This window comes from Nocardioides marinus (assembly GCF_013408145.1).
Lineage (GTDB): Bacteria > Actinomycetota > Actinomycetes > Propionibacteriales > Nocardioidaceae > Nocardioides > Nocardioides marinus.
The window spans coordinates 424,766-446,763 of record NZ_JACBZI010000001.1; the positions used below are offsets into that span (position 1 = coordinate 424,766).

Consider the following 21,998-nt stretch of genomic DNA (forward strand, 5'->3'; position numbering starts at 1 on the left):
CGTCGATCGGTGGTCGAGCGACCCGCGTGTCGAGACCCTCGCCTGGTGCTCTGAGTCGGTCGCTCAGAAGCGGCGGACCCCGCTGGGGGTGGCGGCGGCGGTGACCGGGCGGTCGTGGGGTGCGCCGGGGACGTCGAGGCCGACCTCGTCGTCGTGGAGCAGCACGCAGGTGAACGTGCCGACCGGCACCCGGGCCAGGGCGCGGTCGTAGGAGCCGCCACCGCGGCCCAGGCGCAGCCCGGTGGGGGAGACCGCGAGGCCGGGCACCAGCACCACGTCGGGGGTGGCGACCGCGTCGACGCCGAGCCGCGGCCCGGACGGCTCGAGCAGCCCGCGGCTGGCCGGGGCCAGCCCGGCGTCGCCGGTGTGCACGGCCCAGTCCAGGTCGAGGTCCGGCAGCAGCACCGGCAGCAGCACCCGCTTGCCGGCGGCGAGCAGCCCCGCGAGCAGCGGGCCGGTCCCGGGCTCGCTCCCGACACCGACGTACGCCGCCACGCTGGCCGCCCGGCGCACCTGCGGTGACTCCAGGACGACCCGGGCGAGGTCGGCGGCCACCTCCAGCCGCTCGGGCAGCGGGCGCCGCCGCCGGGTGGTCAGGATCCGGTCGCGGACCGCGGTCTTCGCGGCAGCGGTGGGGTCGTCGCCGGGAGGGGGTGGAGGGTCACCATGTGGGGGAACTTGCGCGGGCGGCACGGGACGACCCTACGATCGAGACATGGGTTCCCCGGGCTTGAAGGCCGCGCGCGACAAGATGGTCGCCGAAGGCGTCGACGAGGTGGCGATCGAGACGTTCGCCCACTACTACCGACTCCTCGAGCACGGGGAGACGGGGATGATCCCGGAGTCGACGATCGACCCGGTCGACATGGACTCCCTCGACGACGTCTCGGTCGACGACGAGACCGCGCAGGCCGCGATCCGCACGACCGCCGTCATCAAGCTCAACGGCGGGCTCGGCACCTCGATGGGCATGGACCGCGCCAAGTCGCTGCTGTGCGTGCGCAAGGGGATGAGCTTCCTCGACATCATCTGCCGGCAGGTGCTGCATTTGCGGCAGTCCCACGGCGCCCCCCTCCCGCTGATCTTCATGAACAGCTTCCGCACCTCCGAGGACACGATGGCGGCCGTCGCCCGCTACGACGACCTCCCGGTCGCGGGCCTGCCGCTGGAGTTCCTGCAGAACAAGGAGCCCAAGCTCCTCGCCAAGGACCTCTCGCCGGTCAGCTGGCCCAAGGACCCCGACCTCGAGTGGTGCCCGCCGGGCCACGGCGACATCTACACCGCGCTGGTCGGCACCGGCCTGCTCGACGACCTGCTCGCGGCCGGCTACGAGCGCGTCTTCGTCTCCAACTCCGACAACCTCGGCGCGGTGCCCGACCCGCGGCTGGCCGGCTGGTTCGCCCAGACCGGTGCGCCCTTCGCGATCGAGGCCGTCCGGCGTACCCCCTCCGACCGCAAGGGCGGCCACTTCGCCCGTCGCAAGAACGACGGCCGCCTCGTGCTGCGCGAGACCGCCCAGACCCTGGACGAGGACAAGTCGGCGCTGGCCGACCTCGACCGGCACCGCTACTGCTCGACCAACAACCTGTGGGTCGACCTGCGGGCGCTCAAGGACGTCATGGACCAGCGCGACAACATCCTGGGCCTGCCGCTGATCCGCAACGTCAAGACCGTCGACCCCGGCGACCCGTCCAGCCCCGAGGTCGTCCAGGTCGAGACCGCGATGGGTGCGGCGATCGAGGTCTTCGAGGGTGCCACGCTGATCGAGGTCGGCCGCGACCGCTTCGTGCCGGTCAAGACGACCAACGACCTGCTGGTGCTGCGCTCGGACGTCTACGACATCGGCGGCGACTTCGTGCTCGACCAGGTGGCCGGCGAGCTCCCCTTCGTCGACCTGGACTCCACGGTGTTCAAGCTCGTGGGCGAGTTCGACAAGCGCTTCCCGGAGGGCGCCCCGTCCCTGCGCAAGGCCTCCGCGCTGCGCGTGGAGGGCGACGTCACCTTCGGTCACGGGGTCCAGGTCGTCGGGGACGTCACCGTCGAGGGCGGGGCGGGCACCCGCATCGACGCGGGGGCCGTGCTGACCGGCGCGGCCGGCGATGCCTGACCCGCAGCCGATCACCGTCGAGGAGCACCTCGACCGGGTCCTCGCCGCCATCGAGCCGCTCGCGGTGTCGACCCAGCCGCTGCTCGACGCGCTCGGCCTGGCCGCCGCGGAGCCGGTGACCGCCGGGGTCTCGCTGCCCGGCTTCGACAACTCCGCCATGGACGGGTACGCCGTCCGGCTGGCCGACGTGGTGTCGGCGACGTCCGACGCCCCGGTGCACCTGCCCGTGGTCGGTGCCATCGGGGCCGGTGCGGCCGACCTGCGCGACCTCCCGGAGGGCACCGCGGCCAAGATCATGACCGGCGCCCCGGTGCCGGCCGGCGCCGACGCCGTCGTCCCCTACGAGTGGACCGACCGGGGTGCCGAGCACGTGCGCATCGACCGGGCGCCGACCGAGGGCCAGCACGTCCGCCGCGCCGGTGAGGACGTCACCGCCGGCGACCTGGTGCTCGAGGCCGGCACGGTCCTCGGCCCTCGCCAGCTCGGCCTGCTCGCCTCCCTCGGCCACGCCCGCGTGGCGGTGCGCCACCGGCCCCGCGTGGTGGTGCTCTCCACCGGCTCGGAGCTGCGCGAGCCCGGCCAGCCGCTGGGCCACGACTCGATCCACGACGGCAACTCCTTCCTGCTCGCCGCCGCCGCCCGCCGCGCCGGGGCGGCCGTCTACCGGGTCGGGATCGTCCCCGACCAGCCCGAGGCCTTCCTCGCGGCGCTGGAGGAACAGTTGGTCCGCGCCGACGTCGTGGTGACGTCGGGTGGGGTGTCGATGGGGGACTACGACGTGGTGAAGGCCGCGCTGCGCCCGCTGGGGACGGTCTGGTTCGGACCGGTCGCCATGCAGCCGGGCAAGCCGCAGGGCTTCGGGCACGTCGGACCGGGCCGGGTGCCGATCTTCACGCTCCCGGGCAACCCGGTCTCGGCGTACCTCTCCTTCGAGCTGTTCGTCCTGCCGGCGCTGCGCAAGATGATGGGCCTGACCCCGTGGTCGCGCCCCCAGGTCACCGCGCGGCTCACGCACGCGATCACCTCGCCCCCGGGCCGGCGCCAGCTGCTGCGCGCCCACCTCGACGTGGCCGAGGGCACCGTCAGCCCGGTCGGCGGGCCCGGCTCGCACCTCGTCGGTGGTCTGGCCGACGCCGACGCGGTCGTGGTCGTCCCCGAGGACGTCACGGCCCTCGACGCCGGGGCCACGGTCTCGGTGCTGCCCCTCGACACCGGACTGGACGGTGGTCTGTGATGACCGAGCCGCGGCTCACCCACGTCGACGAGCAGGGCGCGGCCCGGATGGTCGACGTCTCCGACAAGGCGGTCACCGCCCGCTCGGCGACCGCCACGGGGCGGGTGCTGGTCTCCCGTGAGGTCGTCGGCCTGCTGCGCGGCGAGGGCGTGCCCAAGGGCGACGCGCTGGCCGTCGCCCGGCTGGCCGGGATCATGGGGGCCAAGCAGACCCCGGCGCTCATCCCGCTGTGCCACCCGCTGGCGATCTCCGGGGTCGTCGTCGAGCTCGAGGTCGCCGACGACGCCGTCGAGATCGGCGCCACGGTGCGCACCACCGACCGCACCGGCGTGGAGATGGAGGCGCTGACCGCCGTCACCGTCGCTGCGCTGACGGTCATCGACATGGTCAAGGCCGTCGACAAGGCCGCGGTCATCACCGACGTACGCGTCGAGGCGAAGTCCGGCGGCCGCTCCGGCGACTGGACCCGCTCGTGAGCGACCGGCCGCTCCCCGCCGCCGTCGTGGTGGCGAGCAACCGCGCCGCGGCCGGGGTGTACGCCGACGAGACCGGCCCCCTGATCGTCGACGCCCTGCGCGGCTGGGGCTTCGAGGTCACCGCGCCCGCGGTCGTGCCCGACGGCGACCCGGTCCGCGAGGCGATCGCCGCGGCGGTGGCCGAGGGCGCCCGCGTCGTGCTCACGACCGGTGGCACCGGCCTGACCCCCACCGACCGCACGCCGGAGGCGACCCGGCCGCTGCTGGACCGCGAGGTGCCCGGCATCGCCGAGGCCATCCGCGCGCACGGGGTCGCCAAGGGCGTGCCGACCGCGATGCTGTCGCGCGGCGTGGCCGGGGTGGCCGGCGACTGCCTGGTCGTCAACCTCCCGGGCTCCCGGGGCGGGGTGAAGGACGGTCTGTCGGTCCTCGAGCCGGTGCTGCGCCACGCGGTCGAGCAGGTCGTCGGGAGCGACCACTGAGCGGCATCCGGCCTCCTCGTGGTGCCTGGCCGGTCCGGCTGGGCGACCCCGGACGCCCCGACGTGGTGCTGCGGCCGCTGCGGCTCAACGACGCCAAGGCCTGGCGCGAGGTGCGTCAGCGCAACGCGAGCTGGCTGATCCCGTGGGACGCGACCGTGCCGCCGGGGTCGACGGAGCGTCCCGCGACGTTCGGGGGGTTGGTGCGGCGGCTGCGCGCGCAGGCCCGGGCGGGCTCGACGTACCCCTTCGTCATCGAGGTCGACGGTGAGTTCGCCGGCCAGGTCACGGTCAACCACGTGGTCGGCGGGTCGGCGCGCTTCGCGTCGGTGGGCTACTGGATCGACCAGCGGTACGCCGGCCGCGGCATCGTCCCGCTGGCCGTCGCCCTGGTCGTCGACCACCTCTTCGAGGTCGTGCGGCTGCACCGGGTCGAGATCGCCATCCGCCCGGAGAACACCAACTCCCTGCGCGTGGTCGAGAAGCTCGGCCTCCGCGAGATCGGCTACGCCCCGAAGTACCTCCACATCGACGGCGAGTGGCGCGACCACCGGCTCTACGCCCTGACCCGCGAGGAGCTGGGCGCCCGCAGCCTGGTGTCGCGGCTGCGGGCACAGGCCTGACGCCCGGACCGATGTCGGCCCGTCGAGCGGACCGCTGCGGTCCGCTGTCCGGAGTTGTTCGGAGTCGCGACGGGGCGTGCGAAAAGACTGGTGAGGACCGCTCCGGGCGCCGACCATGGACGCAGGACCCGTTGCCTGCGACTGCCGAGAGCAGGTGCCGGACCCGCTCCTCCCTGGGCGGGTCCGGGCGGGTCCTCTCCACGTCCGGGGCGTCTGGCGGACCCGTGCCCAGCCACACCAGTCACACCAGCAATTTGCGACACACGGGTAGACATCCGCACCACCCTGCGCTACCCCGCCTAGCCTTCCCCGTGTGGACCTGAGCCCTCTGATCTTCGTCGCCCTGGCGGTGGCCTGGGCCGTCTACCTGGTCCCGCAGGCCCTCAAGCACCACGACGAGGTCGTGCGCAGTCGATCGGTGGACCGCTTCTCCCACACGATGCGGGTCCTGGCCCGGCGCGAGCCGGTCAGCCGCACCTCCTCCCGCCTCGTCGTGACCCCCGGACGCACCCCCTCGGCGCCCGTGGTGACCACCAAGGCCTCCGCCTCCTCCGCTGCGCCGGCCGGGTCGACCGGTGAGACCGCGCCGGCCCCCAAGCCGCTGCCCCCCGCCGTACGCCGGGAGGCCGCTCGTCGCGCCGCCCGTCGTCGTCGCCGGGTGCTGATCGCGCTGACTCTGGGCCTGGTCGCCGTCGTGGCGCTCGCCGCCGCGTCCGTCGTGGCCTGGTCCTACGTCGCGATCCCGAGCACCCTCATGGTGGCCTGGCTGGTCGCCTGCCGGCTGATGGTGCGCCGTGAGCGCGGGGTCTCCGGTCCGCTGTCGCGCATCCCCACCGTCCCCGTCGCGGCCCAGGCCGAGGCGGCCGCGACCGACGAGGAGCCCGAGGCCCTCTCGGATGACACCGCCGAGGTCGCCGTCGTCGACGCCCCACTGGCCGAGCCGGCCGCCGGCCCGGACCCGCACGTCCCGGACCCGGCCGCGCCCGGGCTGTGGAACCCGGTGCCGGTCACCCTGCCGACCTACGTCTCCAAGCCCGCGGCCGAGCGCCGCTCGGTGCGCACCATCGACCTCGACGCCACCGGGGTGTGGACCTCGGGGCGCACCGACGCCGACGCCGCGCTGGTCCGCGAGGCCGAGGAGCGGGCCCGCCAGGAGGGCGACGAGACCCCCGAGCGGGCCGTCGGGAGCTGATCCGCGGGTCGATGGGCACCGATTCGGTCGGCCCGATCGGCCGGTGCTAACGTTTCCCACCGCGCCTCCGGGCGCGATGCAGGACCTGGGGCTGTGGCGCAGTTGGTAGCGCGTCTCGTTCGCAATGAGAAGGTCAGGGGTTCGAATCCCCTCAGCTCCACCACCCAGAAGAGGCCCGCAGCCAGCAGGAATGCTGACTGCGGGCCTTTCTCGTGCCCGGCTCAGCGGCGGTGGAGCACCACGCCGAGCCAGGTGAACCAGACGATCAGGCCGAGGCCGAAGACGGAGGTGTTGAGCTCGTTCGCGGCGGGCACCACCGTGACCGTGCCGACGGCCGCGAGCCCGAGCGCGAGGCCACCGAGCCCGGCAGGGAGGGCGCGGGTCCGCAGGGCGGCGAGACCGACGGCGGCCGCCCAGAAGGCGCCGGCCACCTCGATGCCACCGCCGAGCGCGTCCTGGACCACGCTGGTCGACACCCAGGTGCTCAGGGCGAGGTCGGCGTCCTGGGCGTGGAGCTCCACGGCGGCGTGCTGCGCGACCAGGGCCACGCTCCCGCTGGCGACGAGCATGCCCGACCAGATCAGGCCGAGCGCGGTGCTGACGCGGGCGAGGGTCGGCGCGGCGGCGAGCCGCGCCCCGACCCCGAGGGCGACCAGCGCCATCGCGGCGCCGCCGAGGAGGTAGAGCACGAAGTACCACGCGGACAGCTGGGCGTGGTGGTCCCGCAGGAAGTCCAGCGAGCCGGAGGGGTCCTCCAGGGTCGAGACGAGGCCCTGGGGGACGAAGTAGGCGACCATCGCGGCGAACCCCAGGACGTAGGTGCCGGCGACGACGAGGGCGGCGGTGCCACCGGAGCGGACGAGGGTCGAAGGGGCCTGGTCGATGGTGACGGCAGGGACGGTGCGGGTGTGTCGTGTCATGACCCCGATCCTTCGCGAGCGGCGGCGTCCGCGGATCGGAGCAGGGGCCCGAGCTGACTCCTCCTCGAGGCCGACCGGCACTGGCCGAAAGTCCCATCCGCGGTCGGCGGCCTCGCCCTAGGGTGAGGGGGGTGATCAGCGGAGCGTTGCGGGCGCTGTGGGACGAGCCGCGGGCGACCCCGCCCGCGGGGACCGCGTGGTGGGACCAGGCCCTGGTCGCCGCGCTGGTGCCGCTCACCGCGGTCGAGGCCCTGCTCCGCGACGACGTCACCCGGCCCGTCTGGGACGCGACGTGGGCGTTGGTCTGCGTCGCCGCGCTGCTGTGGCGGCCCCACCGCCCGCTGCTGATGCTGGTGGTGGGCTTCACCGCCCAGACCGTCGCCGGGGTCGTCCCGGCCCTGGCGGGGGAGCCGTACAGCGTCCTCGACGTCACGGCCGTCGTGCTGCTGCTCGCCTACTCGCTGGGGCGCTGGGCCAGCGGGCGCGGCGTGGTCGCGGGTAGCGGCTTCCTGTTGGTGGTCCACCTGGCCCGAGAGCCCCTGTACGACGCCAGCGGCTCCTCGATGGTGGTCGGCGCGGGGGCCCTGATGCTGCCCGTGGCCCTCGGTGCGCTGGTCCGCCTCTGGGCCAGGTCCCAGGTGCGGACGCGCGAGATGATCCGGGCCCGCGAGCGGGAGCAGCTGGCCCGCGACCTCCACGACACCGTCGCGCACCACGTCTCGGGCATCCTGCTGCACGCCCGGGCCGCCAAGGTCCGCGCCCGCACCGATCCCCGTGCTGCCGTCGATGCGATGGGCGACGTGGAGGACGCCGCGGTGCGGACCCTGGAGGACATGCGGGCGATGGTGGCGCTGCTGCGCCACGACCAGCAGACCGGGGACGGCCGGCAGCCCACGTACGGCATCGCCGACATCCCCCAGCTCGCCCAGGACGGCGGCGTCGGCCCGCGGGTCGTCGTGGAGACCTCCGGTGATCTCGGACGGCTGCCCGCGACCGCGGAGTCGGCACTGTTCCGGGCCGCGCAGGAGGCGGTCACCAACGCGCGTCGTCACGCGACCGATCCCACGCTGGTCTCCGTGGACCTCCGGCGCGACGGGCACACGGCGCGACTGCGGGTCCACGACGACGGGCGCCCGGTCACCCCGGGTCGCGGGCGCCGCGCGGCCGCGTCCTACGGGCTGGCCGGCATGCGGGAGCGCTTCTCGCTGCTCGGCGGCGACGTCAGTGCCGGCCCCGATCCCGAGGGCGGCTGGACCGTCGAGGCGACGGTCCCGCTGACCGCGCCTGCCGGGGAGGTCGGCCCATGACCGCTCCGGTGCGGGTCCTGATCGCCGACGACCAGGACATGGTGCGCGTCGGGCTCGCCACCATCCTCGACGCCGAGCCCTCGATCGACGTGGTCGGCCAGGCCCGCGACGGGCTGGAGGCCGTCGACCGGGTCAGGGAGCTGCGCCCCGACGTCTGCCTCTTCGACATCCGGATGCCCCACCTCGACGGGATCGAGGCCACCCGTCTGGTCGCGGGACCCGAGGTCGCGGATCCGGTCCCGGTCATCGTCATCACCACCTTCGACCAGGACGAGTACGTCTACGACGCCCTCCGGGCCGGGGCGCGTGGGTTCCTCCTCAAGGACGCCGACCCCGAGCTGCTGGCCCGCGCCGTCCACGCCGCCGCCGCGGGGGACGCGCTGATCTCCCCGAACGTCACCGCACGACTCCTGGAGACGTTCACCTCGAGCCGTCCCGGGCACGTCGTCGAGCCGATCGACCCCCTCACCCCGCGCGAGGAGGACGTGCTGGACCTGGTCGCCGCGGGCCGGACCAACCACGAGATCGCCGAGGCGCTCTTCCTCTCGCTGAGCACGGTGAAGACCCACATCGGCACCCTGATGACCAAGCTCTCGGCCCGCAACCGCGTCGAGCTCGTCATCTGGGCCTACGACAGCGGCCGCGTCGACAACGGGAGGAGGCCATGACCCCGCTGACCCGCACCGCCGGTGCTCCACCAGGAGCCCATGCTCGGCCTCAGTGGCTCGACGGGACCGGGCGCCAGCGCGACCGGGGCCTCACTCCCGTGCGTCGTACTCGCGCCGGTTCGCCTGGACGGCGTCCATGTTGTCCTGTGCCCAGGTCCTGAGCAGCCGCGTGGTCCGGTGGAGCGAGATGCCGAGATCGGTCAACGTGTAGGTCACGGTCACCGGGACGGTCGGGGTGACGCTGCGGGTGAGGACGCCATCACGCTCCAAGGACCGCAGCGTCTGGGTGAGCATCTTCTGGCTCACGCCTGCGATCTGGCGAGAGAGCTCGGAGTAGCGCAGCGGTGCCGGCTCTCCTGCCTCGTTCGCATCCCCGCCGAGCGCACAGAGGACCAGGACGACCCACTTGTCGGAGAGCCGGTCCAGCAGCTGGCGGCTCGGGCACGCCGCGAGGAACGCGTTGTAGGCGTTCTTGTCCTGGGCACGTCGCTGGGCCGCGGTCGTGGTCCTCATCGGCGTCGCCTCTCGCGCGGCATCGTTACGCACTTCTAGGTGCCTACTTCCCAGCAGAGAGTATCCCGTCGATAGTCGTTCGGGTGAGAGTCGACCACCAGTCCCCACCCGCACCCGACGAGAGGCACGCCCGCACCATGACGTCAACGACCACGCTCCCCGGCGGCACCTGGACACTCGGTGACCGCACCGTCTCCCGGTTCGGCTACGGGGCGATGCAGCTGGCCGGCCCCTGGGTGATGGGTCCCCCGGCTGACCGGGCCGCGGCGATCGCGGTGCTGCGAGAGGCCGTCGAGCTGGGCATCACCCACATCGACACCAGTGACGCCTACGGCCCGCACGTCACCAACGAGCTGGTCCGCGAGGCGCTGCACCCCTATCCGGACTCCGTGCTGATCGCGACGAAGGTCGGGGCCGACCGCGACGCCGACGGCGGCTGGCCCACCGCACGTACTCCTGACGACCTGCGGCGGCAGGTCCGGGCCAACCTCGTCTCCCTCGGCGTGGAGGCCCTCGACCTGGTGAACATGCGCATGGGAGATGCTGCCGGCCCCCGGCCCGGGTCGATCGCCGAGGCCATGCACGTCCTCGTCGAGCTCCAGGAGCAGGGGCTGGTCCGCCGGATCGGGGTCAGCAACGTCACCGCCGATCAGGTCGTCGAGGCACGTGGCATCGCCCCCATCGTGTGCGTGCAGAACATGTACAACCTCGCCCACCGCGGGGACGACCCCCTGGTAGACCAGCTCGCCGCCGAGGGGATCGCCTACGTCCCGTTCTTCCCGCTGGGCGGGTTCACCCCGCTCCAGTCCGAGGCCCTGACGAGCGTCGCTTCCCGCCTCGGTGCACCGGCGATGTCCGTCGCGCTCGCCTGGCTGCTGCAGCGCTCGCCGAACATCCTGCTCATCCCCGGCACGTCGAAGGTCGCCCACCTGCGCGAGAACATCGCCGGTGCAGCCCTGTCGCTCTCCGCTCAGGACGTCGCGGAGCTCGACCGGATCGGCCGGTAGCACCCGCCGGCGCTGCGCCCCTGACCCCCGCACCCCGCAACTCGTGTGGCCCAGCGCGGGCCAGGGAGCGCGCTGGGCCACACGAGGCGCGGGCGGGGCCGGCGTGACCCGAGCGCACGAGCGTCGTTGACTGTGACAGCCGTCACCCCCGGCGGCTGTCGCTCCCTCCGGAGGTCCTCGCGTGCGCGTGCTCGTCCTGGTGCTGGGTCTCGTCCTCTCAGCGCTCTTCTCCGCCTGCGGCTCCCAGCTGCACCCCGACGACGTCCGTGCTGTCGGTCAGACCGGCACGGGCACGGCGGTCTCCGGCGCGGGCGCCGACGTCGGGGGCGGCACGACGACCTCGGTCGACGGCAGCAGCGATGTCGGTGGAGACGTCTCCACCGCCGGCGGCTCGGACGGCGGCACGACCTCCTCGACCGGCGGCGGCACCGGCACCTCGGGTGGCGGACCGTCCGGCGGCGACGACGCGGCCGGCGACCCGACCGGCGGCACGAAGGCCGGGTCCTGCGACGGGTTCAAGAACTCCACGGGCATCACCGACAAGGAGATCGTCGTCGCGAACTCCTCCGACCTCTCCGGTCCGGTGCCCGGTCTCTTCGAGTCCGCCCGGCTGGCGACGGCCGCCTACCTGGCCTACTTCAACTCCCGCTCCGACATCTGCGGTCGCAAGCTGACGCTGCTGGAGCTGGACAGCAAGACCGACTCCGCAGGCGACCAGTCGGCCTACACCCGTGCCTGCGCGGAGTCCTTCGCCGCCGTCGGGTCGGTCTCGATCTACGACGCCGGCGGCGCGCGCACCACCCAGGAGTGCGGCCTGCCGGACCTGCGGGCCAACATCCTGACCGAGGGGCGCGCGGACTGCACGACCTGCTTCGCCGCCCAGGCACTGGAGCCGGGTGTCATCACCGATGCGGCGTACCAGTTCTACACCAAGCAGAACAAGGCGGCCACGCAGTCCGCTGCCTTCCTCTACCTCGACCTGGGTGGCTCGCCCGCCCTCGCCCGGAGCTTCTCGGAGACCGCCGCGTCGGTGGGCTTCCAGGTGAAGATCCTCAAGGGGATCGGCACCGCGGAGTTCAACTACGCGCCGTTCGTGCAGGAGATGAAGGACAAGGACATCCGCTTCGTCTCCTTCACCGGCGCGACCATCCAGGCCGTGCGCCTGGCCGACGCGATGGCCCAGCAGGGCTTCGAGCCCGACCAGTTCGTGGTCACCCAGACGCAGTACGGTCCCGAGTTCCACGAGCAGGGCGGGGAGAACGTCGACGGCGCGATGGCGCCGGTCCCGCACCCCGCCTTCAACTCGGGCAACCCCGAGATCACCCAGTACGTCCAGTGGCTGCAGCGGGTCAAGCCCGGTGCGTCGCCCAGCACCTTCGGGCTCTTCGCCTGGTCCGCCGCGCGGCTCTTCGCCGAGCGGGCGGTCGCCCTCGGTGGCAAGCTGAGCCGCGAGACGCTCCTGGCCGAGATCCGCAAGGTGAGCTCGTGGACGGCCGGCGGGATGCACGCCGAGATGAACGTCGGTGGGAAGAAGTCCTTCCCGTGCCAGACCGTCGTCCAGCTGCAGCAGGGCGAGTGGCGCCAGATCTCCGGCAAGGGCTACACCTGCGGCAACCTCGTGCGTACGTCGGTGGCCCGCTGACCCCGGCGTCGGCTCACGCCACGAGGTCGTCCCAGCCGGCGGCGAGGTAGTCGAGGAACGCCTCGCCCACGGACTCCGCCCGCAGCTCCTCGCGGCTGACCGGGCGCTCCCGCACCCGGAAGTCGGGGTCGCCCAGCGCCCGGGCCGCGAAGTCGTGGTGCAGGATCGCGCCGGTCCCGACCGTCACGAAGTCCGCCCCCTGCCCCCGGCACCAGGCGGCGTCGGCGGCCGAGGTCACCCCGCCCGCGACGCCCAGCGCTGTACGCCGGCGGGGCAGGCGGGCGAAGTGCTCGATCAACAGCCCGTCCGCACCGGTCCGGGGGCGCATGGTGACGTCCCACAGGGACATGTCGAGGTGGTCGAGCAGGTCGGAGTCCAGCAGCCGTCGGGCCGTCTCCACGCCCTCCTGGAGGCTGATGCCGTTGCCCTCGGGCGTGAGCCGCACGCCCAGCTGGAAGCCGGGACCGGTCGCCGCGCGCACCCCCTGCACCACCTCGAGCAGCGGCCGCATCCGGCCCTCCAGGTCACCGCCGTACCGGTCGGTGCGGTCGTTGTGGCGTGCGTCGAGGAACTGGCCCAGCAGGTAGCCGTGCGCCCCGTGCAGCTGCACCCCGTCGAAGCCGGCCCGCTCCGCGCGCACCGCGGCGGCCACGAAGTCCTCGACCATCGCCTCGACCTCACCGGTGGTCATCGCGACGGCGTCCTTCTCCGGGTCGTCCCAGGGGCACTGGTTCGGCCGTCCGGACAGTCGCGGGTCGGACCGGCGGCCGCCGTGGTGCAGCTGCACCGACGAGGTGGTGCCGGTGGCGCGCAGCTCCTCGGCCAGCCGGGCCAGCCCCGGCAGGTGGTCGTCGGAGGCGATGCCGAGCTGGCCGCCCCAGGCCTGGCCGGCGGGAGCGACGTACGCCGCTGCGGTCATCACCAGGCCGAAGCCACCGGTCCCGCGGGCGACCAACCAGCGGCGCTCGTCGTCGGACAGGGTGCCGTCGGGGTGGCTCTGGGTGTTGGTCAGCGGTGCCAGGGCGAACCGGTTGCGCCACGGCTCGCCGTGCGGCTGCGGCAGCGGCTCGGACAGGCCGGGCCAGTCGTGGGGCCAGTCGTCGGGCCGGTCGTCGGGCCGGTCGTCGGGCCGGTCGTGGGGGTGGTGGTGCTGGGGCTGGCCGTCGGAGGCGGCAGGGGGCGAGGTGCTCATCGCGACCATCATGCCGGGGGCCGGAAGGCGGACCCCGGGCACGGGCCAGGCGACGGGCACGGGGGCGGGAGGCTTGTGCGGCTACCGCCCCGGCCGGGTCTGCGTAAGTCCCGACCGGGGCGGTCGCTGCCGCACCCGGGAGGTTCCCGGCGGGTGCGGCCCACAACCACCCCGAAAGGGTGAAGGTAAAGAGCGCGAGCCTGAGCGCACCCCGGATCTCGCCTGTTCGGGTGAAGCTGCGCAGCGCAGGCGCGCGGCCGGCGGGTCACCTCCCTTCGGGTGGCCTGACCTGCGCCGGTGCGGGGCACCGTCGTTGCATGACCCGCCTCCTCGAGCACCGCGAGCAGCTCCGTGAGGAGCGTCGTGAGCGCCCCCGCACCGCAGCGCCCCGCACCGCACCCGCCGCCACAGCAGCCGCCGGTCGGGTGGCACGACCCGGGACCGCGGGGTTCCGTGACTGCCGCGGCGTGTGGCACCCCTGGGACGAGGTCGCCTGATGCGGGCGCCGCTGCCGACCCCGCGCGGGTCACTGACCGAGGCGTTGACCGAGGCCCTGCTCGAGCAGGGGGTGCTGCGCTGCGTGGACGCCGACTCCGACGACGACGCCGCCCTGGCGCTGTGGATGCTCTACGAGCTGCACCACCGTGGCCTGGAGGGCGTCGACGACGCCCTGGAGTGGGACCCCGCGCTGCTGGTCCTGCGGGCCCGTCTCGAGCACGACCTGGAGGAGCGTTGGCGCGACCGTGCCCGGCACCTGGCCCTGCCCGCGCAGGAGCGGCTGGCCGACGGTGAGGACTTCGCCGAGGTCTTCTTCGACCTCTGTGCCGCCGACACCGGGGGTGAGTCCCTGGCCCGGTTCGTCCAGCGCGAGGCCGAGACCGAGCAGGTCCTGGCGCTGCTGCGCCAGCGCTCGATCTACCACGTGCGTGAGCAGGACTCGGCGATGTGGGCGCTGCCGCGGCTCGACGACGAGACCAAGGCGCACCTGGTGGCGATAGCCGCCGACGAGTACGGCAACGGCCACCCCGACCGCCTGCACGCCGAGCTGTGGCGTCGCGGGATGGCGGCCTGCGACCTCGACACCGGCTACGCGGCGTACCTCGACGAGGCGCTGCCGCAGGTGCTGGAGCAGAACAACCTGATGTCGATGCTCGGGCTGCACCGCCGCCTGGTGCCGGCCGCGCTGGGGCACCTGGCCGCCTTCGAGGTGTGCAGCTCGGTGCCCTCGAAGCGGATGGTGCGCGGGCTGGAGCGTCTCGGGATGCCCGAGCCGGTCGTGGAGTACTACCGCGAGCACATGGTGGCCGACGCGGTCCACGAGCAGGTGGCCGTGCGACGGATGCTCGGCGGCTGGGTCGCCCGCGAGCCCGACGTCGCCGACGACATGCTGTGGGGTGCGGCGGTCTGCCTGGCCGCCGAGCAGGAGACCGCCACCGCGGTGCTCACGGCGGTCCGCGACGAGGAGTCGATGGCCGGCAGCCGGGAGGCCGTGGCATGAGCGGTGAGCAGACCACCACCCACGAGGTGCTGCTGTGCCCCGACGGGCCGGTGCTCATCCCGGGTCCGGTCACCGTCGAGGACGAGCAGGGCGTCAAGCACCACTCCGAGCGGCCGGTCGTGGCGCTGTGCCGCTGCGGTGCCTCGTCGGTGCCGCCGTGGTGCGACGGGTCGCACAAGCAGGTACGCCGCCGCCCGGCCGCCGCTGTGCCGACCCCGCGCAGCGGCCGCGACCTCGAGGACTACTAGCCGTTCCTGCGGGCTCGGAGCCCCGGGGCCCGCGCGCAGAGACCCCCGGACGACTCCGCGCGGAGCCGTCCGGGGGTCTCCGGCCTGCTCAGGAGCCGGCCAGTGTCGGGTAGTCGGTGTAGCCCTCCGCGCCGCCGCCGTAGAACGTGGCCGGGTCGGGCTCGTTGAGAGCCGCACCGCGACGCCAGCGCTCGGCCAGGTCGGGGTTGGCCAGGAACGGCCGACCCACGGCGACCAGGTCGGCGAGGTCGTCGGCGAGCAGCTTCTCGACCTCCTCGAAGGTGGTCTGCTCCGAGAAGCCGGAGTTGAGGACGACCGGGCCGCCGAAGCGACCGCGCAGGTCCTGGGTGAGCTCCGCGCTCGGGTCGGCCAGGATGGAGAGGTAGGCCAGGCCGAGGTCGGCGATGCCGTCCACGAGGGCCTCGTAGGTCGCTCGGGTGTCGGCGGCGTCCTCCTCCAGCACGCCCTGGATGTTGTGGGCGGGGCTGATCCGGATGCCGACGCGCTCGGCGCCGATCGCCTCGGCGACCGCCCGGGTGACCTCGACGGTCAGACGGGCGCGGCACTCCGGCGAGCCGCCGTACCCGTCGGTGCGCGTGTTGCTCACCGGGGACAGGAACTGGTGCAGCAGGTAGCCGTTGGCCGAGTGCACCTCCACGCCGTCGACGCCGGCCTCGACCGCGTTGCGCGCGGCCTGCACGAACTCCTCGACGATGCCGGGGACCTCGTCGGTGCCCAGGGCGCGCGGCTCCGGGTGGGGGACCCGGCCGGTGGCGGTGACCATCTCGCCGGGTGCGGCGATCGCGCTCGGGGCGACGGTCTCGAGGCCGCCCTTGTTGTCCGGGTGCGCGACGCGGCCGACGTGCATGAGCTGCACGACGATGCGTCCGCCCTCGGCGTGCACGGCCTCGGCGGTGCGCCGCCAGCCGGCGACCTGCTCCGGGGAGTGCAGGCCCGGGGTCGCGAGGTAGCCCTGGCCGACCGCGCTGGGCTGGGTGCCCTCGCTGATGATCAGGCCGGCACCGGCGCGCTGGGCGTAGTAGGTCGCGTTCAGCTCCGTCGGCACGGTCTCGGGGGACCGGTTGCGCGTCAGCGGGGCCATCACGAAGCGCTGGGGCAGCTCCCAGGAGCCGACCGTCACGGACTCGAATGCAGGTGAGGTGGTCATGGTCCGTGCAACCCGGACCGCAGTCCGTTTCATCCGGTCCGCGGACGAGGGATGGGTCACGGCGGGCGGCGCCACAGGGGTGTGGTCGGGGTGCTTCGAGAGGGTCGGCCGCACGACCCCGGCTCAGCCGCGGGCGCGCAGCCAGGAGGTCGTGCCGGCCGGCAGCCCACGGTTCTTCCCCGGCCCGTCGGAGGGCACGACGAGCAGCGGCGCGTCGTCCGGGAGGCTCCACTTCAGCTGGTGGTAGACCTTCGAGAGCGTCTCGTCGGCGTCGACGAGCAGCACCTCGGCGGCCACGCGCCGCACCTCGTGCCACGGGCCGGTCGCCTCACCCACCAGCTCGTCGTCGAAGCCGGCGGGCGACCACGCCACGAAGACGGTCATGGCCCGATGCTGGCACGCCACGCTCACCCGGCCGGGTCCCGGCGACCGACTCCGACCGACGCGACGGCCCGCCCCACGGACGGGTCGCCTCGCCCGTTCGTGGACCACCCGGAAGGACCGATCTCCGCGGCACCGACGCCTGCGACACGACGGTCGGACCGACTCCACCCTTTGGTGGGACATGGACCCGGCGTCCGGTGGATATCCACGACGTGTGCCACACCTCTCGGGACCCGCGGCTCCCGCCCACGTCGCCGCGCACCGCGCCCCGGCTGCTCGCCGGCCCGTCACCGTCGCCTCCGTGCCGTCGGGCCACGTCTACGTCCGCCACCTCGCCCCCGAGGAGGACGACGGTCGGGTGGTCCGGCTGCCCGACCCGGACCCCGACACCCCGCAGCGTCCCGCGGGCGCCCGGTGGTGGCCGCCGGTGATGCTGCGACCGGAGTGGGCGCGCGACGCCGACTTCGACCTCCTCCACCTCCACTTCGGCTTCGACGCCGTCGACCCCTCCACCCTGGGCGAGCTGACCGAGGTGCTGCGTGGTCGCGGCAAGCCGTTCGTGCTCACGGTGCACGACCTGCGCAACCCCCACCACGAGGACCGCGCCCTGCACGACGCCCAGCTCGACGTCCTGGTGCCGGCGGCCGACGCCCTGGTCACGTTGACGACCGGGGCGGCCGCCGAGATCCGGCGGCGGTGGGACCGGGAGGCGTTGGTGCTGCCGCACCCGCACGTGGTCCCGCTCGCCGCCATGGAGGCCGCGCAGGAGCGCCGCTCCTGGGCGCGCGGCGACACGTTCCGGGTGGGGCTGCACGTCAAGAGCCTGCGGGCCTCGATGGCCCCGATGCGCCTGCTGCCGACCCTCGTGGACACGGTCGCGCAGCTGCCGGGAGCGGTCTTGCAGGTCAACGGGCACCGCGACGTCCTCGACCCCGACGGGGCCCGCCGCGACGAGTCGCTGGCGGCGTACCTCCACGAGCAGGCGGACGCCGGGCGGCTCGAGCTGCACGTGCACGACTTCCTCGACGACCAGGCGCTGTGGGCCTACCTCGCCTCCCTCGACGTCTCGGTACTGCCCTACCGGTTCGGGACCCACTCCGGCTGGCTCGAGGCCTGCCGCGACCTGGGCACCGCCGTGGTCGCGCCGACCTGCGGCTTCTACGCCGACCAGGGCCCGGTGCTGTCCTACACCCACGACGAGTCCCACCTCGACGAGGACTCGCTCGCGGCCGCGCTGCGTCGTGCCCACGAGCAGCGCTCCACCCACGGCATCTCGGTCGCCGAACGACGCGCCCAGCGGGCGACGGTGGCAGCGGCGCACGACCGGCTCTACCGCTACCTCGTGACGGCGGGGCGAGCATGAGGGTGTGCCTGGTCGCCTCGCGGCGCCACCCCGTGGCCGAGCCGTTCGCGGGGGGCCTGGAGGCGCTGACCCACCACCTGGCACGGCTGCTGGTCGCCCGCGGCCACGAGGTCACGCTCTACGCCGCCGAGGGCAGCGACCCCACGCTGCCGGTCCGCACCCTGACCCCGCCGCGGTTCCGCCCCAGCGCGGCCGCCATGCGCGACGTGCACGCACCCGAGGAGGAGTGGATGGCCGACCACCACGCCTACCTCGCGCTCATGCTCGACCTGGCCCGCAGCGGCGCCGACCGCTTCGACGTCGTGCACAACCACAGCCTCCACCACCTGCCCGTCGCGATGGCCGAGCTGGTGCCGGTCCCGCTCGTGACCACCCTGCACACCCCGCCGCTGCCCTGGCTGGAGTCGGCCGTCGCGGTCTCCGGGGGCGCGTCCTCCTTCACCGCGGTGAGCGAGTGCACCGCCCGGGCCTGGGCCGGCACCGTCGACGCGCGGCCGGTCCTCAACGGTGTCGACACCCGGGCCTGGCAGCCCGGTCCCGGTGGTGGTCCGGTGGTGTGGAGCGGTCGCCTGGTGCGCGAGAAGGCCCCCCACCTGGCCATCGACGCCGCGCGACTGGCCGGCCGGGAGATCGTCCTGGCCGGCCCCGTCCAGGACCGTGGGTACGTCGACGAGTGCGTGCTCCCGCGGCTCGGCCCCGACGCCCGACTGGCCGGCCACCTCGACCACCGGCGGCTCGCCCGGCTGCTGGGGCGGGCGTCGGTCGCGGTCGTGACGCCCGCGTGGGAGGAGCCCTACGGGCTGGTCGCCGCGGAGGCGATGTCCTGCGGCACCCCGGTCGCGGCGTTCGCGCGCGGTGCGCTGCCGGAGATCGTCGCGGACGGCACCGGCGTCCTCGCCGGCCCCGACGACGTGGCGGGCCTGGCCGCCGCCATCGACACCGCGGCCGGCTGTGACCGGCGCGCGGTGCGCCGGCACGCGGTCGGGCAGCTGTCCGCGCACCGCATGGTGGAGGACTACGAGCAGGTCTACGCGTCCCTCGCCCAGCAGGAGGTGGCCGCATGAGCCGCGCGGGCAGCACCATCGGCTACTACGTCCACCACCACGGCCGCGGTCACCTGCACCGTGCCGGCGCGGTCGCCCGGGCCCTGGCCCAGCGGCACGGCTGCACGGTCACCGGGCTGTCCTCCTTCCCGCGTCCCGCCGACTGGCGCGGGCCCTGGGCCGGCGGCTGGGTGGAGCTGGCCCGCGACGACGACCCGGTGCCCGGGCCGGGTGCCGGCGACGTCACCGCCGGCGGACGCCTGCACTGGGTCCCCCGCGGGCACGCCGGCCTCTCCCGGCGTACGGCGCAGCTCTCGGCCTGGCTCGACGCGACCCGGCCGGCCGCGGTGGTCGTCGACGTGTCGGTGGAGGTCTCGCTGCTCGTGCGCCTGCACGGCGTCCCCGTGGTGGGGGTGGTGCTGCCGGGTGAGCGCACCGACCCGGCCCACCGCCTCGCCCTCGACACCGCCGACGCGCTGGTCGGCTGCTGGCCGCCGCAGGTGACCGGCTCGGTGCTGCCCGGGCTGCCCGCGGAGGTGGTCGACCGGGTCCACGGGGTGGGCGGCCTGTCCCGCCACCCGGTCACCGAGGAACCCCCGCCCGGGGCGCGTCGCGTGCTGTTCCTGGGCGGGGCAGGGGGCCATGACCTGCTCGACCACGAGATCGACGCCCGGCTCGACGCCGCACGCGCGCAGGCCCCCGGGTGGACCTGGGAGGTCGCCGACGCCAGGCGCTGGCGCCCGGACACCGGGTCCCTGCTGCGGGAGGCCGACGTCGTGGTCACCCACACCGGGCAGAACGCCGTCGCCGAGGTCGCGGCCGCACGCCGGCCGGCGGTGCTGGTGCCGCAACGCCGCCCGCACGCGGAGCAGGCCACCACCGCCGAGGTCCTCGGCGACGGCGGCTGGCCCGCGGTGGTGGAGCCGGAGCTGCCGGCGGACGGCTGGGCCGGCCGGCTCGAGCGGTGCCTGGCGCTGGACCCCGTCGGCTGGGCGAGGTGGTGCGACGGGCGGGCCGCCGACCGGTTCGCCGACGTGGTCGCCGGGGTCGTCGGGGCCGCCGGGGTCGTCGGGGACACGGGGGCCGGGGCCGGGCACCGTCGTACTCCCGAGCGGAGCGCGTCGTGAGCGGCGTCGCGGTGGTGACCACCGCGCACGGACGGCACGACCACCTGCGCCGCCAGCGGCTCTCGCTGGCGGCGGGGACGCTCGTGCCGGACGTGCACGTCGTCGTGGCGATGGACGACCCGGCCGTCGCGGGCGTCGCGGTCGAGGGCGGCCCGCCCGCCGAGGTGCTCGCCATCGCCAGCCCGCCGCAGGGGCTGCCACTGGCGGCCGCCCGCAACCTCGGCATGGCCCACGCGCTGCGGTCGGGGTGCGACGTGCTGATCGGGCTCGACGTGGACTGCCTGGCCGGCCCCACGATGGTCGCGGGGTACGCCGCCACCGTCCGCGACGACCCCGCGACCGTGTGGTCGGGGCCGGTGACCTACCTCCCGCCGCCCCCTCCCGGCGGCTACGACCTGCGCACCCTGACCGCGCGCGACGACCCGCACCCCGCACGTCCGGCGCCGGCTCCCGGGCAGCGACACCGCGGAGCGCCCGCCGAGCTGTTCTGGTCGCTGTCCTACGCCGTCGGCTCCGCCACGTGGGAGCGCTGCGGCGGCTACTGCGAGGACTACGTCGGGTACGGCGGGGAGGACACCGACCTCGGTCGCTCCCTGCTGGCGCAGGGGATCGGCCTGGGGTGGACCGGTGACGCCCGCGCCTACCACCAGCACCACCCGGTCTCCTCGCCGCCGGTCGAGCACCTCCACGACGTGCTGCGCAACGGGCGGTTGTTCCGCGACAGGTGGGGCCAGTGGCCCATGCGCGGCTGGCTCGAGCAGTTCGAGCGGCGCGGCCTGGTGCGTCAGGAGGGCCGGGAATGGGTACTCGTCGAGGACGGGACCGACCACGAGGCACGAGGAGAGCGAGCATGGCGATGACCGAGCCGACGACGACGGGGCGTGCGCCCCTCGACGACCGGGAGGTCCGCCCTCGGACCGCCTACGTGGGGCGACTGGAGATCCAGTGGGACCCGCGCATCCTCGAGCCGCGGCCGTGGACCGCCGAGCAGTCCCGCTGGGCCGCGTCGCTGCTGACGGACCTGCCGCCGGGCCCGGTCCTCGAGCTGTGCGCCGGCGCCGGCCACATCGGCCTGCTGGCGGTCGCGGGCACCCGGCGCGAGCTGGTCTGCGTCGACATCGACCCCGTCGCCACCGAGTACGCCGCCGCCAACGCCCGCCGCAACGGGCTCGCCGCCCAGGTGAGCACCCGCACGGAGTCGATCGCCGACGCGGCCGAGCACCCGACGTCGTACTCCCTGGTGCTGGCGGACCCGCCCTGGGTCGCCTCGGCCGAGACCGGCCGCTTCCCGGAGGACCCGCTGCGCGCCATCGACGGCGGCGCCGACGGCAGCGCGCTCGCGGTCGACTGCGTGCGTACCGCCGGCCGGGTGCTGGCGCCGGGCGGGGCCCTGGTGCTCCAGGTCGGCACGGAGGCGCAGCTCGACGGGCCGGTCGCCGCCGCCGGGCGCGAGCACGGGCTGGTGGAGGTGGAGCGGCGCGTCTTCGAGCGCGGGGTGCTGGCGCTGCTGCGCCACGCCGACGGCGAGGTCAGCGGGTGAGCGCCACCGCGTCCAGGCCGATGACGGGGTTCTCCTCGCGGTCGACGTCGTCGCCCTGGATGAGCCCGATCACCACCATGGCGCCGAGCACGAGCACGATGAGGCCGATGACGATGGCGGCGACGACCTTGGGGCGGTCCACGGGACCCTCCTTCGCGAAGCGGGTGGTTCACTCGAGCCTGCCAGCCGCCGGCGCCGATCGTCCCACCCCTGCGGCTTCACTCCTCCAGGTGGGACGCCGCCCCGGTGGGCGTCGTTACGGTGGGC

The 21,998-nt window shown here is 74.5% G+C and carries 25 protein-coding genes and 1 tRNA gene; 19 read left to right on the plus strand and 7 right to left on the minus strand.

Features of this window, described 5'->3' with window-relative positions:
* Positions 1–63: 63 nt before the first annotated feature.
* Entirely contained in the window at positions 64–693 is a 630-nt protein-coding gene (locus BKA05_RS02130) for a 5-formyltetrahydrofolate cyclo-ligase (RefSeq protein ID WP_179529952.1), read from the minus strand.
* A gap of 22 nt (positions 694–715) precedes the next feature.
* Between BKA05_RS02130 and BKA05_RS02135 the strand changes: the two genes are divergently transcribed.
* The 7 genes from BKA05_RS02135 (at position 716) to BKA05_RS02165 (ending at position 6,274) form a co-directional block, all read left to right on the plus strand.
* Complete coding sequence (locus BKA05_RS02135; RefSeq protein ID WP_179529953.1) at positions 716–2,107, plus strand: UTP--glucose-1-phosphate uridylyltransferase; 1,392 nt, start codon at positions 716–718, stop codon at positions 2,105–2,107.
* A complete protein-coding gene (gene glp / locus BKA05_RS02140) occupies positions 2,100–3,341 on the plus strand; it encodes a molybdotransferase-like divisome protein Glp (protein ID WP_179529954.1) in 1,242 nt (413 codons plus the stop codon). Before BKA05_RS02135 ends, glp begins: the two co-directional genes overlap by 8 nt.
* Positions 3,341–3,817, plus strand: coding sequence for a cyclic pyranopterin monophosphate synthase MoaC (moaC, locus tag BKA05_RS02145; RefSeq protein WP_218842225.1), 477 nt, complete (start codon positions 3,341–3,343; stop codon positions 3,815–3,817). The genes glp and moaC overlap by 1 nt, the downstream gene beginning before the upstream one ends.
* A complete protein-coding gene (locus tag BKA05_RS02150; protein ID WP_179529956.1) occupies positions 3,814–4,299 on the plus strand; it encodes a molybdenum cofactor synthesis domain-containing protein in 486 nt (161 codons plus the stop codon). Before moaC ends, BKA05_RS02150 begins: the two co-directional genes overlap by 4 nt.
* 62 nt (positions 4,300–4,361) lie before the next feature.
* Positions 4,362–4,919 carry a GNAT family N-acetyltransferase gene (locus BKA05_RS02155; protein WP_343045478.1) on the plus strand — a complete coding sequence of 186 codons (558 nt, stop codon included), beginning with the start codon at positions 4,362–4,364 and terminating at the stop codon, positions 4,917–4,919.
* A 313-nt stretch (positions 4,920–5,232) separates the two neighbouring features.
* On the plus strand, positions 5,233–6,111 hold the full coding sequence (sepX, locus tag BKA05_RS02160) for a divisome protein SepX/GlpR (RefSeq protein WP_179529957.1): 879 nt from the start codon (positions 5,233–5,235) through the stop codon (positions 6,109–6,111).
* 87 nt (positions 6,112–6,198) lie between these two features.
* Positions 6,199–6,274: transfer RNA gene (locus BKA05_RS02165), tRNA-Ala, on the plus strand.
* A 58-nt stretch (positions 6,275–6,332) separates the two neighbouring features.
* On the opposite strand, the gene BKA05_RS02170 is transcribed toward BKA05_RS02165, so the two are convergent.
* Positions 6,333–7,031: a hypothetical protein gene (locus BKA05_RS02170; RefSeq protein ID WP_179529958.1), complete on the minus strand. Its 699-nt coding sequence runs from the start codon at positions 7,029–7,031 to the stop codon at positions 6,333–6,335.
* A 131-nt stretch (positions 7,032–7,162) separates the two neighbouring features.
* Between BKA05_RS02170 and BKA05_RS20160 the strand changes: the two genes are divergently transcribed.
* Positions 7,163–8,338: a histidine kinase gene (locus BKA05_RS20160; protein WP_179529959.1), complete on the plus strand. Its 1,176-nt coding sequence runs from the start codon at positions 7,163–7,165 to the stop codon at positions 8,336–8,338.
* Positions 8,335–9,006, plus strand: coding sequence for a response regulator (locus tag BKA05_RS02180; RefSeq protein WP_179529960.1), 672 nt, complete (start codon positions 8,335–8,337; stop codon positions 9,004–9,006). The genes BKA05_RS20160 and BKA05_RS02180 overlap by 4 nt, the downstream gene beginning before the upstream one ends.
* 90 nt (positions 9,007–9,096) lie before the next feature.
* On the opposite strand, the gene BKA05_RS02185 is transcribed toward BKA05_RS02180, so the two are convergent.
* Positions 9,097–9,519 carry a winged helix-turn-helix transcriptional regulator gene (locus BKA05_RS02185; protein ID WP_179529961.1) on the minus strand — a complete coding sequence of 141 codons (423 nt, stop codon included), beginning with the start codon at positions 9,517–9,519 and terminating at the stop codon, positions 9,097–9,099.
* Positions 9,520–9,656: 137 nt separating this feature from the next.
* On the opposite strand from BKA05_RS02185, the gene BKA05_RS02190 reads away from it, so the two are divergent.
* Positions 9,657–10,526, plus strand: coding sequence for an aldo/keto reductase family oxidoreductase (locus BKA05_RS02190; RefSeq protein ID WP_179529962.1), 870 nt, complete (start codon positions 9,657–9,659; stop codon positions 10,524–10,526).
* Between the two features lie 181 nt (positions 10,527–10,707).
* Complete coding sequence (locus BKA05_RS02195; RefSeq protein ID WP_179529963.1) at positions 10,708–12,168, plus strand: ABC transporter substrate-binding protein; 1,461 nt, start codon at positions 10,708–10,710, stop codon at positions 12,166–12,168.
* Between the two features lie 13 nt (positions 12,169–12,181).
* Here BKA05_RS02195 and BKA05_RS02200 read toward each other — a convergent pair whose 3' ends face one another.
* Positions 12,182–13,360 carry an NADH:flavin oxidoreductase gene (locus BKA05_RS02200; protein ID WP_179529964.1) on the minus strand — a complete coding sequence of 393 codons (1,179 nt, stop codon included), beginning with the start codon at positions 13,358–13,360 and terminating at the stop codon, positions 12,182–12,184.
* A 317-nt stretch (positions 13,361–13,677) separates the two neighbouring features.
* Here BKA05_RS02200 and BKA05_RS02205 point away from each other — a divergent pair, with 317 nt between their 5' ends.
* From BKA05_RS02205 to BKA05_RS02215, 3 genes are read left to right on the plus strand one after another with little or no spacing between them, the layout of a single operon-like run.
* Positions 13,678–13,857 carry a hypothetical protein gene (locus BKA05_RS02205; RefSeq protein WP_179529965.1) on the plus strand — a complete coding sequence of 60 codons (180 nt, stop codon included), beginning with the start codon at positions 13,678–13,680 and terminating at the stop codon, positions 13,855–13,857.
* Positions 13,857–14,858, plus strand: a complete 1,002-nt coding sequence (locus BKA05_RS02210; RefSeq protein WP_179529966.1) for an iron-containing redox enzyme family protein — start codon at positions 13,857–13,859, stop codon at positions 14,856–14,858. Before BKA05_RS02205 ends, BKA05_RS02210 begins: the two co-directional genes overlap by 1 nt.
* The gene (locus tag BKA05_RS02215; protein ID WP_179529967.1) at positions 14,855–15,106 is read left to right on the plus strand and encodes a CDGSH iron-sulfur domain-containing protein; all 252 of its coding nucleotides are present in this window, start codon (positions 14,855–14,857) and stop codon (positions 15,104–15,106) included. The genes BKA05_RS02210 and BKA05_RS02215 overlap by 4 nt, the downstream gene beginning before the upstream one ends.
* Before the next feature lie 88 nt (positions 15,107–15,194).
* On the opposite strand, the gene BKA05_RS02220 is transcribed toward BKA05_RS02215, so the two are convergent.
* Positions 15,195–16,247, minus strand: a complete 1,053-nt coding sequence (locus BKA05_RS02220; RefSeq protein ID WP_343045479.1) for an alkene reductase — start codon at positions 16,245–16,247, stop codon at positions 15,195–15,197.
* A 150-nt stretch (positions 16,248–16,397) separates the two neighbouring features.
* A complete protein-coding gene (locus BKA05_RS02225; protein WP_179529969.1) occupies positions 16,398–16,658 on the minus strand; it encodes a hypothetical protein in 261 nt (86 codons plus the stop codon).
* A 214-nt stretch (positions 16,659–16,872) separates the two neighbouring features.
* On the opposite strand from BKA05_RS02225, the gene BKA05_RS02230 reads away from it, so the two are divergent.
* The 5 genes from BKA05_RS02230 to BKA05_RS02250 are packed head-to-tail and all read left to right on the plus strand — an operon-like array spanning position 16,873 to position 21,731.
* Positions 16,873–18,021: a glycosyltransferase family protein gene (locus BKA05_RS02230; protein WP_343045480.1), complete on the plus strand. Its 1,149-nt coding sequence runs from the start codon at positions 16,873–16,875 to the stop codon at positions 18,019–18,021.
* Positions 18,018–19,085 carry a glycosyltransferase gene (locus tag BKA05_RS02235; RefSeq protein WP_179529970.1) on the plus strand — a complete coding sequence of 356 codons (1,068 nt, stop codon included), beginning with the start codon at positions 18,018–18,020 and terminating at the stop codon, positions 19,083–19,085. Before BKA05_RS02230 ends, BKA05_RS02235 begins: the two co-directional genes overlap by 4 nt.
* Positions 19,082–20,191 (plus strand): glycosyltransferase, encoded by a 1,110-nt coding sequence (locus BKA05_RS02240; RefSeq protein WP_179529971.1) that lies wholly within the window; start codon positions 19,082–19,084, stop codon positions 20,189–20,191. Before BKA05_RS02235 ends, BKA05_RS02240 begins: the two co-directional genes overlap by 4 nt.
* Positions 20,188–21,051 carry a glycosyltransferase family 2 protein gene (locus tag BKA05_RS02245; protein WP_179529972.1) on the plus strand — a complete coding sequence of 288 codons (864 nt, stop codon included), beginning with the start codon at positions 20,188–20,190 and terminating at the stop codon, positions 21,049–21,051. The genes BKA05_RS02240 and BKA05_RS02245 overlap by 4 nt, the downstream gene beginning before the upstream one ends.
* Entirely contained in the window at positions 21,042–21,731 is a 690-nt protein-coding gene (locus BKA05_RS02250) for a methyltransferase (protein WP_218842227.1), read from the plus strand. The genes BKA05_RS02245 and BKA05_RS02250 overlap by 10 nt, the downstream gene beginning before the upstream one ends.
* On the opposite strand, the gene BKA05_RS02255 is transcribed toward BKA05_RS02250, so the two are convergent.
* Positions 21,721–21,873 (minus strand): hypothetical protein, encoded by a 153-nt coding sequence (locus BKA05_RS02255; protein WP_179529973.1) that lies wholly within the window; start codon positions 21,871–21,873, stop codon positions 21,721–21,723. The genes BKA05_RS02250 and BKA05_RS02255 overlap by 11 nt on opposite strands.
* Between the last annotated feature and the right edge of the window lie 125 nt (positions 21,874–21,998).

Coding starts and splice junctions, on each gene's coding strand:
- BKA05_RS02135 (WP_179529953.1), top strand. CDS start 716: ATGGGTTCCCCGGGCTTGAAGGCCGCGCGCGACAAGATGGTCGCCGAA.
- glp (WP_179529954.1), top strand. CDS start 2,100: ATGCCTGACCCGCAGCCGATCACCGTCGAGGAGCACCTCGACCGGGTC.
- moaC (WP_218842225.1), top strand. CDS start 3,341: ATGACCGAGCCGCGGCTCACCCACGTCGACGAGCAGGGCGCGGCCCGG.
- BKA05_RS02170 (WP_179529958.1), bottom strand. CDS start 7,031: ATGACACGACACACCCGCACCGTCCCTGCCGTCACCATCGACCAGGCC.
- BKA05_RS02180 (WP_179529960.1), top strand. CDS start 8,335: ATGACCGCTCCGGTGCGGGTCCTGATCGCCGACGACCAGGACATGGTG.
- BKA05_RS02185 (WP_179529961.1), bottom strand. CDS start 9,519: ATGAGGACCACGACCGCGGCCCAGCGACGTGCCCAGGACAAGAACGCC.
- BKA05_RS02190 (WP_179529962.1), top strand. CDS start 9,657: ATGACGTCAACGACCACGCTCCCCGGCGGCACCTGGACACTCGGTGAC.
- BKA05_RS02200 (WP_179529964.1), bottom strand. CDS start 13,360: ATGAGCACCTCGCCCCCTGCCGCCTCCGACGGCCAGCCCCAGCACCAC.
- BKA05_RS02205 (WP_179529965.1), top strand. CDS start 13,678: ATGACCCGCCTCCTCGAGCACCGCGAGCAGCTCCGTGAGGAGCGTCGT.
- BKA05_RS02210 (WP_179529966.1), top strand. CDS start 13,857: ATGCGGGCGCCGCTGCCGACCCCGCGCGGGTCACTGACCGAGGCGTTG.
- BKA05_RS02215 (WP_179529967.1), top strand. CDS start 14,855: ATGAGCGGTGAGCAGACCACCACCCACGAGGTGCTGCTGTGCCCCGAC.
- BKA05_RS02225 (WP_179529969.1), bottom strand. CDS start 16,658: ATGACCGTCTTCGTGGCGTGGTCGCCCGCCGGCTTCGACGACGAGCTG.
- BKA05_RS02235 (WP_179529970.1), top strand. CDS start 18,018: ATGAGGGTGTGCCTGGTCGCCTCGCGGCGCCACCCCGTGGCCGAGCCG.
- BKA05_RS02240 (WP_179529971.1), top strand. CDS start 19,082: ATGAGCCGCGCGGGCAGCACCATCGGCTACTACGTCCACCACCACGGC.
- BKA05_RS02250 (WP_218842227.1), top strand. CDS start 21,042: ATGGCGATGACCGAGCCGACGACGACGGGGCGTGCGCCCCTCGACGAC.